Annotated in this window: 14 protein-coding genes; 2 read left to right on the top strand and 12 right to left on the bottom strand. The window is 66.2% G+C overall.

Features of this window, described 5'->3' with window-relative positions; genetic code table 11:
• Nucleotides 1-66 precede the first annotated feature (66 nt).
• The 10 genes from Y704_RS0106835 to Y704_RS0106790 form a co-directional block, all read right to left on the bottom strand.
• On the bottom strand, nucleotides 67-1,317 hold the full coding sequence (locus Y704_RS0106835; RefSeq protein WP_026549565.1) for a phosphoglycerate kinase: 1,251 nt from the start codon (nucleotides 1,315-1,317) through the stop codon (nucleotides 67-69).
• A gap of 11 nt (nucleotides 1,318-1,328) precedes the next feature.
• Complete coding sequence (gap, locus tag Y704_RS0106830) at nucleotides 1,329-2,339, bottom strand: type I glyceraldehyde-3-phosphate dehydrogenase (RefSeq protein WP_026549564.1); 1,011 nt, start codon at nucleotides 2,337-2,339, stop codon at nucleotides 1,329-1,331.
• A 121-nt stretch (nucleotides 2,340-2,460) separates the two neighbouring features.
• Entirely contained in the window at nucleotides 2,461-3,090 is a 630-nt protein-coding gene (locus Y704_RS0106825; protein WP_026549563.1) for a superoxide dismutase, read from the bottom strand.
• Between the two features lie 54 nt (nucleotides 3,091-3,144).
• Complete coding sequence (whiA, locus tag Y704_RS0106820) at nucleotides 3,145-4,125, bottom strand: DNA-binding protein WhiA (RefSeq protein WP_026549562.1); 981 nt, start codon at nucleotides 4,123-4,125, stop codon at nucleotides 3,145-3,147.
• Nucleotides 4,126-4,129: 4 nt separating this feature from the next.
• A complete protein-coding gene (gene yvcK, locus Y704_RS0106815) occupies nucleotides 4,130-5,161 on the bottom strand; it encodes a gluconeogenesis factor YvcK family protein (RefSeq protein ID WP_026549561.1) in 1,032 nt (343 codons plus the stop codon).
• On the bottom strand, nucleotides 5,161-6,060 hold the full coding sequence (gene rapZ, locus Y704_RS0106810) for an RNase adapter RapZ (protein WP_026549560.1): 900 nt from the start codon (nucleotides 6,058-6,060) through the stop codon (nucleotides 5,161-5,163). The genes yvcK and rapZ overlap by 1 nt, the downstream gene beginning before the upstream one ends.
• A gap of 88 nt (nucleotides 6,061-6,148) precedes the next feature.
• Nucleotides 6,149-8,251, bottom strand: coding sequence for an excinuclease ABC subunit UvrC (gene uvrC, locus Y704_RS0106805; RefSeq protein WP_026549559.1), 2,103 nt, complete (start codon nucleotides 8,249-8,251; stop codon nucleotides 6,149-6,151).
• Between the two features lie 2 nt (nucleotides 8,252-8,253).
• Complete coding sequence (locus Y704_RS19520) at nucleotides 8,254-8,982, bottom strand: HAD hydrolase-like protein (RefSeq protein WP_081747450.1); 729 nt, start codon at nucleotides 8,980-8,982, stop codon at nucleotides 8,254-8,256.
• Between the two features lie 10 nt (nucleotides 8,983-8,992).
• Nucleotides 8,993-11,902: an excinuclease ABC subunit UvrA gene (gene uvrA / locus Y704_RS0106795; protein WP_026549558.1), complete on the bottom strand. Its 2,910-nt coding sequence runs from the start codon at nucleotides 11,900-11,902 to the stop codon at nucleotides 8,993-8,995.
• Between the two features lie 85 nt (nucleotides 11,903-11,987).
• On the bottom strand, nucleotides 11,988-12,374 hold the full coding sequence (locus Y704_RS0106790; protein ID WP_026549557.1) for a GntR family transcriptional regulator: 387 nt from the start codon (nucleotides 12,372-12,374) through the stop codon (nucleotides 11,988-11,990).
• An 80-nt stretch (nucleotides 12,375-12,454) separates the two neighbouring features.
• Here Y704_RS0106790 and Y704_RS0106785 point away from each other — a divergent pair, with 80 nt between their 5' ends.
• Together Y704_RS0106785 and Y704_RS0106780 are read left to right on the top strand one after the other, a co-directional pair.
• On the top strand, nucleotides 12,455-13,090 hold the full coding sequence (locus Y704_RS0106785; RefSeq protein ID WP_026549556.1) for an MBL fold metallo-hydrolase: 636 nt from the start codon (nucleotides 12,455-12,457) through the stop codon (nucleotides 13,088-13,090).
• A gap of 7 nt (nucleotides 13,091-13,097) precedes the next feature.
• Nucleotides 13,098-13,562, top strand: a complete 465-nt coding sequence (locus Y704_RS0106780) for a hypothetical protein (protein WP_026549555.1) — start codon at nucleotides 13,098-13,100, stop codon at nucleotides 13,560-13,562.
• Between the two features lie 28 nt (nucleotides 13,563-13,590).
• Here Y704_RS0106780 and Y704_RS23950 read toward each other — a convergent pair whose 3' ends face one another.
• Both Y704_RS23950 and Y704_RS0106770 read right to left on the bottom strand, forming a co-directional pair.
• Nucleotides 13,591-14,376, bottom strand: a complete 786-nt coding sequence (locus tag Y704_RS23950; protein WP_155850248.1) for a hypothetical protein — start codon at nucleotides 14,374-14,376, stop codon at nucleotides 13,591-13,593.
• A 296-nt stretch (nucleotides 14,377-14,672) separates the two neighbouring features.
• A complete protein-coding gene (locus Y704_RS0106770; protein WP_026549553.1) occupies nucleotides 14,673-15,935 on the bottom strand; it encodes a phage major capsid protein in 1,263 nt (420 codons plus the stop codon).
• Nucleotides 15,936-15,982 lie beyond the last annotated feature (47 nt).

Raw genomic sequence — 15,982 nt, 5'->3', positions numbered from 1 at the left:
CGGGTCCTGCCGGGTGGTTCTGCCGGACTGCCCCACCCCGCCTCGCGAAAATGGTGCGGCGCGGCCCTAGGATCGTTCGAGTGCGCTCAGCCCCGGGAGTTCCTTGCCCTCGAGGTATTCGAGGCTTGCTCCACCGCCGGTGGAGATGTGGCCGAACTGGGAATCATCGAAGCCGAGGCCGCGCACGGCCGCCGCGGAGTCGCCGCCGCCCACCACGGTCAGAACGCCGGTCTTTCCGACCGCCACGAGGGCTTCCGCAACCGTCCGCGTGCCGCCCGCGAAGGCATCGAACTCGAACACGCCCATGGGGCCGTTCCAGAACACGGTCTTCGCCTCGGAGATGTGGTCGGCGAAGTCGGCTCCCGTGGCGGGTCCGATATCCAGACCGAGACCGCCGGCACCGTACGGGCTCGATTCGATCGCATCGGCTGCGACGACACTGTTGCCGGCATCGGCGGCGAATTTCTCCGCCACCACGATGTCGGTGGGAAGCACGAACTCGCTGCCGGCTTTCGAGGCGCGTGCGAGATAGTCCCGGACCACGTCGAGCTGGTCCTCCTCGAGGAGGCTTGCACCGACCTTGTGACCCTGCGCCGCGAGGAACGTGAAGACCATGCCGCCACCGATCAGCAGGCGATCGGCCTTGCCGATGAGGTTGTCGATCACCGCGAGCTTGTCCGAAACCTTCGAGCCCCCGAGCACGACGACGAAGGGCCGCTTCGGATCCTGTGTCAGTTCCTGCAGCACCTCGACCTCGGCCTTCACCAGGTCACCCTGGTAAGCGGGCAGCAGCCGGGCGACGTCGAAGACGCTGGCGTGCTTGCGGTGCACCGCGCCGAAAGCGTCGTCCACGTAGGCGCCATCGGAACCGGCGAGGTACGCGAGTTCCCGTGCAAAGGCTGCGCGCTCCGCGTCATCCTTGCTGGTCTCGCGGGCGTCGAAGCGCAGGTTCTCCAGCACGAGCACCTCCCCCGGCTGCAGCGCCTCCGCGGCAGCCCTGGCGGACTCGCCCGTGGTGTCGGACGCGCGGCGGACCGGAAAGTCGGCAAGGCCTTCGAGGGCATCCACGGCCGGCTTCAGCGAATACTTCTCCTCAGGCGTGCCCTTGGGTCGGCCGAGGTGGGCCAGGACGATCACGGCAGCTCCCGCCTCGCTCAGCTTGCGCAGAACGGGGAGCGAGGCACGTACGCGGCCGTCGTCGGTGACCCGCAGATGCGGTACGTTCCCGTCCAGGGGAACGTTGAGGTCGGAACGCACGAGGACGCGCCGTCCCTGCACGCCTTCCGCGAGGAGGTCCTCCAGGGATGCGAAGCTCACGGCGTGGCCGCTCAGGAGAGCTTCGCCGCGACGATTTCGGTCAGGTCGACGAGGCGGTTGGAGTAGCCCCACTCGTTGTCATACCAGCCGACCACCTTCACCTGGTTGCCGATCACCTTGGTCAAGCCCGAGTCAAAGATGCACGACGCCGGGTCCGTCACGATGTCGGAGGAGACGATGGGCGCCTCCGTGTAGGAAAGGTAGCCCTTCAGCGAGCCGTCCGCTGCCGCTGCCTTATAGGCCGCGTTCACCTCGTCCACGGAGACTTCGCGGCCCAGGGTGACGGTCAGGTCGGTGGCCGAACCGGTCGGCACCGGCACGCGGATGGCGTAGCCGTCGAGCTTGCCCTTGAGCTCGGGGAGGACGAGCCCGATGGCCTTCGCGGCACCCGTGGAGGTTGGCACCATGTTGATGGCCGCGGCACGTGCCCGGCGGAGGTCCTTGTGGGGGCCGTCCTGGAGGTTCTGGTCGGCGGTGTAGGCGTGGATGGTCGTCATGAGGCCGCGCTCGATGCCGAAGGAGTCGTTGAGGACCTTGGCGAGCGGGCCGAGGCAGTTGGTGGTGCAGGACGCATTCGAGATGATGTGGTGGTTCGCGGGGTCGTAGTCGCCGTCATTGACACCGAGAACCACGGTGAAGTCCTCATCGGACGCAGGAGCCGAGATCAGCACCTTCTTGGCACCGGCGTCGATGTGCTTCTGCGCATCGGCGGCCTTCGTGAAGAAACCGGTGGACTCGATGACGATGTCCACGCCCAGGTCCGCCCAGGGGAGATTCGCAGGATCGCGCTCGGCCAGGACCCGAACGCGCTTACCGCCGACCACGAGGTCGCCGTCCTGCACTTCGACCGTGGCGGCCAGGCGCCCGGTCACGGAGTCGTACTTGAGAAGGTGCGCGAGGGCCTCGGGGCTGGTGAGGTCATTGACGGCAACTATCTCGAGGTCGGCGCCCTGCTCCAAAACAGCCCGGAAGTAGTTGCGGCCGATGCGGCCGAATCCGTTGATTCCAATACGGGTAGTCACTGGTTTCCATCTCCTTGTTAGGTGGTCCTGCCGGGGCACGCCATCGTGCACCATTACTGAAATTCTGCGGAAGCCATGCGGAGGATGATCCGCCGCACGGCTTCCGCCACTGGTGCGTCGGTCAGGTGCCGGGGGTGATCAGGCGCGAAGCACCCGCGCGGGCACCTTCGAAACGGGTCTGGACGTCCGCCCAGTTCACGATGTTCCAGAACGCCTTGACGTAGTCGGGCTTGACGTTGACGTAGTCGAGGTAGAAGGCGTGCTCCCACATGTCCAGCATCAGCAGCGGAATCGTGCCCACGGGAACATTGCCCTGCTGGTCATAGAGCTGTTCGATGACGATGTTCCTGCCGAGGGGCTCGTACGCAAGTACGGCCCAGCCGGAGCCCTGCAGGCTCGTGGCTGCTGCCGTGAAGTGGGCGCGGAAGGCATCGAAGGAGCCGAAGGCGTCGTCGAGTGCCGCCGCAAGCTCACCTGTGGGCTTGTCGCCTCCCTCGGGGGACATGTTCTTCCAGAAGATGGAGTGGTTGATCACGCCTCCGACATGGAAGGCGAGGTCCTTGGAGAGCTTCGGAATGGTGCCGAACTCGCCCTTCTCCCGTGCTTCGGCCAGCTGCGCCAGCGCGTCATTGGCGCCCTTGACGTAGGTGGCCTGGTGCTTGCTGTGGTGGAGCTCCATGATGCGCGCGGAGATGTGCGGCTGAAGTGCCGCGTAGTCATAGTCAAGATCGGGCAGTACGTACTCGCTCACGTATTCCTCCAGGCTGGTTCGGTGCTGTGGACTCGTTCCATCCTATGCACTCCTTCACTCGTCCAACATGTCGGGAGTCACATTCGCGTCGGTTCCCGGTATTCCGAGATCCTGCGCCCGCTTGTCGGCCATGGCGAGGAGCCGCCGGATGCGGCCCGCGATGGCGTCCTTGGTCATGACCGGATCCGCGAGACGGCCCAGTTCGTCAAGGCTGGCCTGCTTGTGACCCACCCGGAGCTCGCCTGCGTAGCGGAGGTGCTCCGGGACGGTCTCAGCGAGGATTTCCAGGGCCCGCTCCACCCGTGCCCCCGCCGCCACGGCGGCCTGCGCCGAACGGCGGAGATTGGCGTCGTCGAAGTTGGCCAGCCGGTTCGCCGTCGCGCGGACCTCCTTGCGCATGCGCCGTTCCTCCCACCCCATGAGGGCGTCGTGGGCTCCCATACGGGTCAGCAGGGCAGCGATCGTGTCACCGTCGCGGATCACCACGCGGTCCACTCCCCGCACTTCCCGTGCCTTCGCCTGGATATCGAGGCGACGCGCGGCTCCCACGAGCGCAAGCGCCGATTCCGGCCCCGGGCAGGTCACTTCGAGCGAGGACGAGCGACCCGGCTCGGTCAGTGAACCATGGGCGAGGAAAGCGCCACGCCACACCGCTTCCGCGTCTGCTGTGGAACCATTGACGACCGCGGAGGGCAGGCCGCGCACCGGCCGCCCGCGCGCGTCGAGGAGCCCGGTCTGCCGTGCGAGGGACTCGCCGTCGCGCACGACGCGGACAACGTAGCGGTTGCCCCGCCTCAGGCCGCCACCGGAGACGACGGTGATCTCGCTGCTGTGACCGTAGACCTCGGCGATGGCAGCGCGGAGGCGTCTTGCCGTGGAGGCGAGGTCCACCTCCGCCTCGATGACGATCCGGCCGGACACGATGTGGAGCCCCCCGGCGAACCGAAGGAGGGCGGAAACCTCAGCTTTGCGGACCGAGGACTTCTTGATGTCGAGGTGTGACAGTTCCTCTTTGACATCTGCGGTCAAGGCCACGGATTCACTCCTGATTCTCGCCGAACATGTCGTGATAGGCGGTTGCGAGGCGCAGCGGGTCGTGGACAGGCTTGCCGGTTGAGGCTCCCACTCTACCGAAGACGGCGCGGCCTCCCATCCCCGCAACCGCTGCCTCGAACTCCGCGGTATCTGCTACCACGGACGGATCGGCCAGGACGACGTCGACGGTGAACTCCGGTGCGTAGCGCCTGATGACTGCGAGGTGGTCCACGGCGCTCATGCCCTGGGTTTCCTTGGTGTCGTTGGTCAGGTTCATGGTGAGGCAGCGTTTGGCACTGGTGCGGCACAGCGCATTCCGCAACTCGGGCAGCAGAAGGTGGGGCAGCACCGAGGTGTACCAGGATCCGGGCCCGAGGATCACCCAGTCGGCAAGCTCGATCGCCTCCAGCGCATCGGCGCACGCCGGCGCGCCGTCCGGAAGCAGGCGGACGGAGCTCACATTGCCAGCCTCGGCAGCAAGGGCGAGCTGGGCCTGGCCCACGATGGTCCGGAGCCGGAGCGCTCCGTCCACCTCGGTCAGCACGTCGCCCTGGATGGTGAGGGGCACCCGGGCCATGGGAAGCACCTTGCCCCGCGCCCCGAGGAGCGCCCCCGCCCACTGCAATCCGGCCACCGGGTCACCCAGCAGCTCCCACAGGGTGACGATCAGCAGGTTCCCCATGGCGTGCTGATCGAGTGACCCCTCGACGCCGTTCCGGGAGCTGAAGCGGTGCTGCATGACGTCCCGCCACGTGCGTCCCCAGTCGGTGTCATCACAGAGAGCCGCCAGCGCCATGCGGAGGTCCCCTGGGGGCAGCACGCCGAGCTCCCGGCGCAGGCGTCCTGAGGACCCCCCGTCGTCGGCCACCGTGACGACAGCCGTCAGTTCCTGCGTGAGCAGCCGCAGCGCCGACAACGACGACGACAGCCCGTGCCCGCCGCCCAGGGCGACCACTGAGGGAGCGTGTTCCTGCCCGTCACCGCTGCGGCGCGCCGCCGGGGGGATCAGTGGGAGGGGTCCGGAAAGCATCGACATCATTCACGCCCGAGGTCGCGGTGGTGCGCGGCAACCTGCACACCCGGCAGCTGGGCCAGTCGCTGGGCGATTTCCTCGGTGACGGCCACCGACCGGTGCTTGCCGCCCGTGCAGCCGACGGCGATGGTGGCGTAATGCTTGTTCTCGCGCCGGTAGCCCTCGAGGACGGGAATCAGCGCGTGGACGAACCGGTCGATGAAATCGCCCGCTCCTGCCGCGGAAAGCACGTAGTCGCGCACGGGCTCATCGAGCCCCGTCTGGGGGCGCAGCTGCGGCACCCAGTGCGGATTGGGGATGAACCGGACGTCGGCCACGAAATTGGAGTCGACGGGCAATCCGTACTTGAAGCCGAAACTCAGGACATTGAGACGGAGCACGATGGGACCGGACTCGGAGAAGAGTTCGGTGACGGCGGTGGCCAGCGCATGAACATTGAGATCCGTGGTGTCCACCACGATGTCCGACGCGTGCTTGAGTTCGCTCAGGATTTCCCGCTCCTCAGCAATGCCGTCGAGGATCCGGCCGTCCCCCTGGAGCGGGTGCGGGCGGCGCCCCTGTTCGAAGCGCCTCACCAGCACGGCATCATCCGCGTCGAGGAACAGCACGCGGTAGGCAACGCCGGAGGTGCGGAGCGCCGCCAGCGCCGACTTGATGTCGCTGAACAGCTCCTTGCCGCGGACGTCGATCACCACAGCGAGCCGGGGGATCGACTGCGGCATGCGTGCCACCAGGTCAGTCAGCATTCCCAGCATCTGGGGCGGGAGGTTTTCCACCACGTACCAGCCGTGGTCCTCAAGGGCATTGGCGGCGGTGCTGCGGCCGGCACCCGACATGCCGGTGACCACCAGCAGTTCGGATTCGGTGGGTTTGACCGGAGTCAGGCTTGTCGCCTCAGTCATCTATATTTCCGTTCCAGCTCTTGGGTTCATTCAGGCGAGATCCTGCTGGGCCGTGCCGCCACGACGGCCTGCCTCTTTCTCACCCTAGCTAAGATTCAAGAATCTCGCCCGTGGCCATGTTCACCGCGGGCACCGCCGCCTCACCGGGCAGCACGGCGAGGCCCCGGCGGATGGTCTCGGCAAGGGCCGGACCCACGCCGGGAACCTCGAGCAGCTCCTCGTTCGTCGCCGCCCTGAGCTTTTTCACCGACCCGAAGTGCTTCAGCAGCGCCTTCCGCTTGGCGGGTCCCAGGCCGGCGATGTCGTCGAGTGCCGAAGCCGTCATCGACTTCCCCCGCTTCTGGCGGTGGAACGCGATCGCAAAGCGGTGCGCCTCGTCCCGGATCCGCTGGAGCAGGAAGAGGCCTTCGGAGGCGCGCGGCAGGATCACCGGAAAATCATCGCCGGGCACCCACACCTCCTCGAGCCGCTTGGCGAGCCCCACCACGAAGACGTCGTCGATACCGAGGTCGGCGAGGGCCCGCGCCGCTGCCGCGACCTGCGGCGGGCCGCCGTCCACCACCACCAGGTTCGGTGGGTAGGCGAACCTGCTGCGGGGCGTCGGAGTCGTCGTGTCGGCTACGGGCGGGCTCACTGGGACATCCACGGGGACCTCCGCAGTCGCCCTGACGATCGCGCCCTGGAGGTCACCCACGTCGTCGGTCGCCTCACGCACGTCCGGCGCCTCTGCAATCCCTGCCGCCTCTGCAATCCCTGCCGCCTCTGCCGTTTCCGGTGTCTCCGGCGCCCTCCCCGCCAGGTAGTTCCGGAACCGGCGGTAGATGACGTCGTACATCGACGCCGTGTCATCGCGGGCGGCCTCACCCGTGATCGAGAACCGCCGGTACTCGGCCTTGCGGGGCAGTCCGTCCTCCACCACGACCATGGAGGCCACCACGTTGGTGCCCTGGACATGCGAGATGTCGTAGCACTCGATCCGCATCAGCGGCTGCGGCAGGCCGAGCGCCTCCTGCAGTTCCTGCAGGGCGGCCGAGCGCGTGGTGATATCCCCCGCCCGACGGCTCTTGTGCAGGCGAAGGGCATCCGCGGCGTTCTGCTCGACGGTGCCCATGAGTGTGGCCTTGTCGCCGCGCACCGGCACCCGCACGTCCACGCGGGCCCCCCTCAGGCCCTTCAGCCATTCGAGGACCTGCTCGTGGTTGCTGGGCATCACCGGCACCAGCACCTCACGCGGAATACGCTCGTTGCTGCTGCTGCCCTCGCCATACACCTGCTGCAGCAGGTGCTCCACGAGGTCGGCGGGGCCCATGTCCTCGACCTTCTCGACGACCCACCCGCGCTGGCCCCGGATGCGGCCTCCCCGGACGTGGAACACCTGCACCGCCGCTTCGAGGTCGTCCTCCTTGAGGGCGAAGATATCAGCGTCGGTATCCTCGGAGAGAACGACAGTGTTCCGCTCGAAGACGCGCTTCAGCGCTGCGATGTCGTCGCGGATCCGTGCGGCGGACTCGTAGTCGAGTTCAGCAACGGCCTCCCCCATCCTTCGCTCGAGATCCGTGATGAACCGCTTCGCCTCACCCGACATGAAGTCGCAGAACTCCCCGGCCAGCTGTCGGTGGTCCTCCGGGGAGATCCTGCCCACGCAGGGCGCCGAGCACTTGTCGATATAGCCGAGAAGACACGGCCGTCCGGTGCTTTCGGCACGCTGGAAGACGCCGGCGCTGCACGTCCGGACGGGAAAGACCCGCAGGAGGGTGTCGACGGTCTCGCGGATGGCTTTGGCCGGGTAGAACGGGCCGAAGTACCGCGTGTTCCGCTTCTTGTCGCCGCGCATCACCTGCACGCGGGGGTACTTCTCACCCATCGTGACCGCGAGGTAGGGGTAGGACTTGTCGTCCCGGAACATGACATTGAAGCGCGGGTCGAATTCCTTGATCCACGTGTACTCGAGCTGCAGCGCCTCGAGTTCGCTGCCCACCACGGTCCACTCGACGCTGGCCGCCGTGAACACCATGGCGCGGGTGCGGGGCAGAAGTCCGGCGGGGTTGGCGAAGTAGGAATTGAGCCGAGACCGGAGGTTCTTCGCCTTTCCGACGTAGACCACCCTGCCGTGTTCATCCCGGAACCGGTAGACGCCAGGATCCACGGGTATCTCGCCGGTCTGTGGACGATACGTTGTCGGATTCGCCACGGTCAGGCCTCCGGTCGGCCCGGTCCGACGGTGCGGCCGGGCATGGCGACGGCGGCTTTCGCCCTGCCGGACCACCCGAGGGCCTTCACCAGGTCGGCCGCGTCGGCAACGACCACCAGCGCACCCGCCGCCTCGAGTTCCCCGGGCGCCGCGAAGCCCCAGGAAACCCCGATGCATCCGAGGCCGTTCGCGGCGGCCCCTTCGACGTCATGCCTGCGGTCACCCACCATCACCGCTTCGTCGTACGCACCGTCGTATCTGCGCAGTGCTGCCGCGATGATCGAGGTCTTGCCGTCCAGCAGCACCGTCGTCTCGTCCCGGGGCGAACCGTGGACCGAGTCGAACAGGGACCTCAGGCCCTGCACCTCGAGCAACTCCTCGGCGAGCCACTCCGGCTTCTGCGTCGCGACGGCCACTCGACAACCCTGCGCCCGGAGGCGCTCCACGCACTCCACGATGCCAGGGTAGGGGCGGCTCTGCGCCATGCCGTGCGCCCGGTACCCGGCGCGGTACGTGGCCATGACACGCCCGACCAGCGTCGGCGGCACCTGGGCAATGGAAGTCAGCGACACGGCGAGGGACGGGCCGACCATCGCCTGCAGGTCCTCCGCCGCCGGAACCGCGAGGCCGTGGGCGAGCAGCGCGGCCCGGATGCCGCCGGTGATGGCACCGGCGGGATCGACGAGCGTCCCGTCGAGGTCGAAAAGGACGAGCCGGGGTGCGGAGGTCATTCGGCGGTCCCTACTTCGCGCCTGAGAGGGTTTCGGCCAGGAACGTCCCCGTGTAGCTGCGGTCGCTCTTCGCCACCTGCTCGGGTGTTCCGGTGGCAATCACCTGGCCGCCGCCCGAGCCGCCGTCGGGCCCCAGGTCGATGACCCAGTCGGCGCTCTTGATCACGTCGAGGTTGTGTTCGATCGTGATCACGGTGTTGCCCTTGTCCACCAGGCCCTGGAGGACAAGGAGCAGCTTCCGGATGTCCTCGAAGTGCAGTCCGGTGGTGGGTTCGTCGAGAACGTAGATGCTGCGCCCGTTGGACCGCTTCTGAAGTTCGCTGGCGAGCTTGACGCGCTGCGCCTCGCCTCCCGAAAGGGTGGTGGCGGGCTGCCCCAACCGCACGTAGCCGAGGCCCACCTCGACCAGCGTGGTGAGGTGGCGGGCGATCGGGCTGAAGGCCGCAAAGAACTCCGCTCCCTCCTCGATGGGCATGTTGAGCACATCCGCGATGGTCTTGCCCTTGTAGTGCACCTCCAGCGTCTCCCGGTTGTACCGTGCGCCGTGGCACACCTCGCAGGGAACGTAGACGTCCGGCAGGAAGTTCATCTCGATCTTCAGGGTGCCGTCCCCGGAGCACGCCTCGCAGCGACCGCCCTTGACGTTGAAGGAGAACCGGCCGGGCAGGTAGCCCCGCACCTTGGCCTCCGTGGTCTCGGCGAAGAGCTTCCGGATGTTGTCGAACACCCCGGTGTACGTGGCGGGATTGGACCGCGGCGTCCGGCCGATCGGGCTCTGGTCGACGTGGACCACCTTGTCGAGGTGCTCGAGGCCGTCAATCCGCTTGTGCCGCCCCGCCACCTGTTTCGCTCCGTTGAGCTTGTTGGCCAGCACCTTGTACAGGATGTCGTTCACCAGGGTCGATTTGCCCGAGCCGCTCACGCCGGTGACGGCGGTCAGCACACCGAGGGGGAACGCGACGTCGAGCTTCTGCAGGTTGTGCTCGTGCGCGCCGACCACCTTGAGCTGCCGGGACCGGTCGATCTTCCGCCGCTTCGCCGGGATGGCGATCTTCCGCCGCCCGGAGAGGTAGTCGCCCGTGATGGAGCGCTCGTTGGTGAGGAGATCCTTCAGGAGGCCCGAGTGCACCACCTCGCCGCCGTGCTCACCGGCTCCGGGGCCGATGTCGACGATCCAGTCGGCCTCGGCGATGGTGTCCTCGTCGTGCTCCACCACGATCAGCGTGTTCCCGAGGTTCCGTAGGCGCGCGAGGGTCTCGATCAGCCGGCGGTTGTCCCGCTGGTGCAGGCCGATGGACGGCTCGTCGAGGACGTACAGGACACCCACCAGCCCGGATCCGATCTGGGTCGCCAGGCGGATGCGCTGCGCTTCACCGCCGGAGAGGGTGCCGGCGGCCCGCTCCAGGTTCAGGTACTCGAGGCCGACATCGAGCAGGAACCGCAGGCGGGCCTGGATCTCCTTGAGGACCTGGTTGGCGATCTGGGCTTCGCGGCCCGTCAGCACGAGGTTGTTGAGGAAGTCGCTGCAGTCGCGCATCGGCATGGCCGCGACCGCGGAGATGGATTTGCCGTTGATCAGCACCGACAACGACGCCGGGTTCAGCCGGGCGCCGCCGCACGCGGGGCACGGGATCTGGCGCATGTACTCTTCGTAGCGGTCACGTGCGTGGTCGGACTCGGTCTCGAGGTGCTTGCGGTGGATGTACTGCACGGCGCCCTCGAAACCGGTGCTGTACTTTCGCTCACGCCCGAACCGGTTCTTGTACTGCACCGTCACCTTGTGGTCCTTGCCGAACAGGGCGGCGTCGCGCGCCCGGTCCGGCAGTTTCCGCCACGGCGTGTTGATGTCGAAGCTCAGTTCGTTCGCGAGCCCCTCGAGCAGCCTCGTCCAGTATTCGAGCGTGGCGGTGCCAAGGGACCACGGAGCGATGGCGCCCTCGGCGAGGCTGAGGTCCGCGTTCGGAACCACCAGTTCCTCGTCGACCTCGAGCTTGGTACCGATGCCGGTGCAGGCCGGGCAGGCGCCGAAGGGGTTGTTGAAGGAGAAGGAGCGGGGCTCGATCTCGTCGATGGCCAGCGGGTGCTCGTTGGGGCACGCCAGATGCTCTGAGAAGGCGTGGAGGCGTTTGGCGTCGTCCTCGGGAAGGTCCACGAAGTCGGCCAGCACCCTGCCGTCCGCGAGCTTCAGCGCCGTCTCGATGGAGTCGGTGAGGCGCTGGCGAATGCCGTCCTTGATGACGAGGCGGTCCACGATCACTTCGATGGTGTGCTTGTACTGCTTGCCGAGCTTCGGGGGGTCGCTGAGCTGGATCAGCTTGCCATCGACCCGGGCCCGTGAATATCCCTTGGCGGTGAGTTCCTGGAAGAGGTCGACGAACTCGCCCTTGCGGCCCCGAACCACCGGCGCGAGGATCTGGAACCGGGTTCCCTCGTCGAGTTCCAGCAACTGGTCCACGATCTGCTGCGGTGTCTGCTTGGCGACGGGTTCCCCGCAGACGGGACAGTGCGGTCGGCCCACGCGGGCCCACAAGAGGCGCATGTAGTCGTAGATCTCGGTGATGGTGCCGACCGTCGAGCGGGGATTCTTGCTCGTGGACTTCTGGTCGATCGAGACAGCCGGCGACAGGCCCTCGATGAAGTCGACGTCGGGCTTGTCCACCTGCCCCAGGAACTGCCGGGCATAGGCCGAGAGGGATTCCACGTACCGCCGCTGGCCTTCGGCGAAGATGGTGTCGAAGGCGAGGGAGGATTTACCCGAACCGGACAGGCCCGTGAAGACGATCATGGCGTCACGGGGGAGGTCGAGATCGACGTTGCGCAGGTTGTGCTCGCGGGCACCCTTCACGATCAGGCGCGAGAGATCCTGCGGCTGCGGATTGGGGTTGTGGGCGTGCTGCTCAAGAGAATTAGCTATGGACACCAGATAACTCTAAGTGAAATTGTGCTCGAAGACATCTTCGAATAGTGTCCCTCCGCGGCGTTGCGCGGGTCGGTCCGGACCCCGTTCACGCTCGGCGCAACGCGGCGCGGAGATAGGCGACGGCGTCGTCCTCCGTCAGCCCGGCGTTCCGCACGATCCGGGCGTAGGCCGCTGCCGCCTCGGCGGTCCGGCGGCGGGCGTCGTCGCCCCCCGCCNCCCCCGCCGCGATGACGGTGCCCGCCCTCGACCGCGTCACCACCACCTGTGCCTGCTCCAGCTCGCGGTAGGCCCGCGCCACCGTGTTCGCCGCCACACCGAGGTGGGCGGCGAGGACACGCACCGGCGGCAGCCGGGTGCCGACCGGAGCCGTCCCGTTGTTGGCCGCCTCGAGGATCCGCTGGCGCAGCTGCTCGTACGGCGGCACCGAACTGGCCCGGCTGATGCCGAGCCAGGCGGGGATGTCCTGCTCCATTCGTGCTTCCTTCCGGCGCTTTTCCTGCACCCTACCGCTGGAGGAGCCCCTCCCGGCAAGCCGGCCCCTAGACTTGGGCCATGCGTGACCTCCAGGACATCACCATCCGCAGCATTTCCGTCTCCGAGATGGACAACAACGTCTACCTCCTCACCTCGAAGGCCAGCGGTGCGCAGGTGCTGATCGACGCAGCGGACGACGCCGACGCGATCCTTGCGCTGGTCCGGGAGGGCACGGCCGACACCGCCGCCGCGGCGCACCCCGCCCTGCTCGTGACGACCCACTCCCACTGGGACCACGTGCGCGCGCTTGCCGCCGTCGTCGAGCGGACGGGCGTGCCGACCGCGGCGGGAGCCGACGACGTCGCGGACATCACCGTGCCCACGGATGTTCCCCTTGAACACGGCGACATTCGCTCGTTCGACGGGTTCGAACTCGAAGTCATCCACCTCCGGGGCCACACCCCCGGCTCCATGGCACTGCTCTACCGGGACCCCGCCGGCCCCGCGCACCTCTTCACGGGGGATTCACTCTTCCCGGGAGGCATTGGAAGGACAACAACAGGTAACGATTTCGACTCGCTGCTTAATGACGTGACCGCCCGCATCTTCGACTACCTACCCGACGAAACCCTCGTGCATCCCGGCCACGGCAATGGGACGACGCTCGGCGCGGAACGCCCTCACCTGGCCGAATGGCGCGTCCGGCGCTGGTGAGCTAGGAATGGACGATCTCGGAAGCGTTCTTCTAGGCGCGGGCATAACCGCGATAGCCGGCCTTCTCGGCCTTGTGTTCACGTCATGGAATGAGCATCGACGTTGGCTGCGAGGCGAACGGCTGAAAGCGTATGTCTCGTACCTCGACGCCATATATCACGTAGCCGGAAAGCGCGACCAGATTCAGCTCGGCAAAGAGACGTTGGAGACTCTCGGCTCGCATTATGTGACTATTTCAGACTGCCACCCAGACCTGCTGGGATCGCGCAGGGTGAGGCGGGCACTCCGAATTTTCGTGCCAGCATTCATCGAAGAGGCGACAGACGCGGATGAGCGCCGCGGCGAAGTAGATGAAGCTTACAAACACGCGATCGCTGACCTCGAACTAGCTTTCCGGCGCGACCTCGGCATTAAGACATTGAAGCCAAGCTTCCCAGTCATGCTGGCCGAGAATCCGAACGGCTCTAGTTGAATTTGCAAAGTGTGGCAAGCCCTCGCGTCTAAGATCCGCAAACGTAGTCAACGATTTCGGTAACTCTAGCCGGGAATGATTGAAACACTGCTGGCAGCGAGAGGAGTACGTCGCCATTGCCGTGATGTAAAGCGAAGGTGGTTTCCATCTGCACCGTCGGCGTCAGGGGGCTGTCTGCCCAAAATGGCTTAGAGAACTCTATCCACATAACCAATTCGTTCTTCAAGCCAACGAGGCGCGGATCGGCGTTCTTGAAGGACAGCTCGGTGCCTGAATCAAGGCCGATGAGCAAGTGATCCATCTGCGACTCGCTCAGGACCGGACTAGCAACAAGATAGTCACGGTGCTTGTCTGCTATGTCGAGGTGGTGCAAATTCCACAAAAATGTCTCTTCCATTCGCTCGACCGTAAACGGTTGGAAGTGTTCTACTCTTTCCAGCACTTCTGTCGAGATAGACGATAGATTTGTTCGCGCGGCCCTCCAGGCCTTTCCAGTTTCAGCAACAGGGAAGTAAATAGATTTCGGGTTCGGTGTCGGTCCGGCCGCGTTAGCAAGCTGCCAAATCATATTATCGAGGGCAGAGCGCAAATTGTGAATACCGTCGCCAATGATTAGGGCCGCTTCGTCGAGGGGCGGTTCACCATGGGTATCGAGGAAGAAGTCAATTCTTCTTCTATCCTCGCGTGGACGCATCACTGCAATATTGGGGTTTGCCTCAGACCAAGAATCTAGAAGTCGTTGAGCCTCGCCGAACAACTTAATCGCACGAGCAATTTTCCGCTTTGGCTCTCTGGTCACATCAGGGAGGTTCACGCGGACCATCTTACTGATGCTGTGAGTGCCTGCGAGGGTATGCGACCCCAGGACCGCTCAGTACCGTCGACTGTATTGTGCCTCGCTCCTATCGTCCCAACGCATGAGGGCATCTTCTTTTGCCGCACCAAGCACGGATCACCGGAGGCCCCGCAACGATGCTGCGGGGCCTCCGGTGATCCGTGCTTGGCGCTGGTCGGCTCGGGCGTCCTAGGCCCCGTGGTGCCGGCCATCGTTCCCCCGCCGCCCTACCAGGCATGTGGGCGGGGGTGACGTTGACGCCATGGCGCGGAAACTTAGACGGCCGGAGCCGGGGCAACCAGGTCAACGACTCGAAGCGACTTCGGAGACGAAACCTCCAGCGCGACACGCACTTCGAGACGCGGCTCGATGAGGTTCCGGCGGAAGTTACCGACCGTCGTCGGGGCTTCCTCCGTGCCGGCAATCCCAACGAAAGGGTTCCATGCCAGGAGCGCCGAGGAGCGGGCGAGGAGCGTCACCGTGGACAGGTCACCAACGACAGCCTGCCCGGCTGGCATGTCGTTCGTCAGGGTGACAGGCCGGTTCCACAACCGACGCTCCGGGGCTGCGGTCGGCTGATTCGGGCCGAGGAGGAAACGGCCGTCAGCATCCGTGGAAAGCTCCACGTCCATCCAGTCAGTCGGGTTCATGACGATGCCCGTTGCCGTGGTCCCGTTCGCTTCCAGGTCTCCGAGGGCACGCCGTACCGACTGCATTGCCGACACGGCGTAGGCGGTCTGGAGGACACCGGGAGTAGTCAGGATGCCCTCGACGGGGCTGCCGTCCTCAGCGATACCGCCGCGCAGGATGAAGTCCGAAACCGCCGATTCCAGGCCGTAAGCCATTTCAGCGACGAGGAACCGATCCAGGGCGTTGTAGTCCTCGAAGTGCTGAACCGGGATCGGCTCGGCCAGGTGCGCGATCGTCGCGACTTTCCAAGGCACCGGCTCCAGGGCGTAACGGCTGACGGGCTTCAGTTCGCCGGTCGCCACGGTCGCCGCGTTGTTCTCTCGGAGCGTCTGCCGGAGGTAGGAGCCGTTCGGGGTGTCGATAGGCCGGCTATTGACCGCTGCGGGCAGGGAATACTCCGCCTTCGGGTCCTCGATGATCCTGCCGTCGAAACCGAACGCAACCGCGCCCTGCGGGACGAGGGCCTTCCCTACGGCGGGGCCGCCGATCGTGCCGGCGGCCTGGTCGAGGGCTTTCCGCATTACGCCGGCGAACGCCGCCGCCCGCTCGTGCTGCCCGCCGGTAGCGCCTGCAGCTTTCCTCGCAGTGGCACGGAAGGGCTGGCCGGGGCCGCCGGCCGGCTCGTCATTGCTGGTGGAGCTCTGCAGGTCCCCTCCAGTAATCCCGGCGATAGCCGCCGACGCCGAGTTCTTCGCCGCGATGCGGCGTTCGGTGTCGCTGATGCTCTTGCCGAGCTGCTCGGCCCGTTCGCCGTCCGCCCTGGTGAACGTGGAGGCCTTGTTGAGGGCCTTATCGCGGAGGGTGCCCGCTTCCTTGCGGAGCTGTGCGAGCTGTTCTTCAAGTGTCATGACCGACGCCTATCTATGTTGAAAGTGGGTACATCAGGCGGCGGTAG

The organism is Arthrobacter sp. Br18, from assembly GCF_000520555.1.
Taxonomy (GTDB): domain Bacteria; phylum Actinomycetota; class Actinomycetes; order Actinomycetales; family Micrococcaceae; genus Arthrobacter_D.
This window is presented reverse-complemented; position numbering and strand designations above follow the sequence as displayed.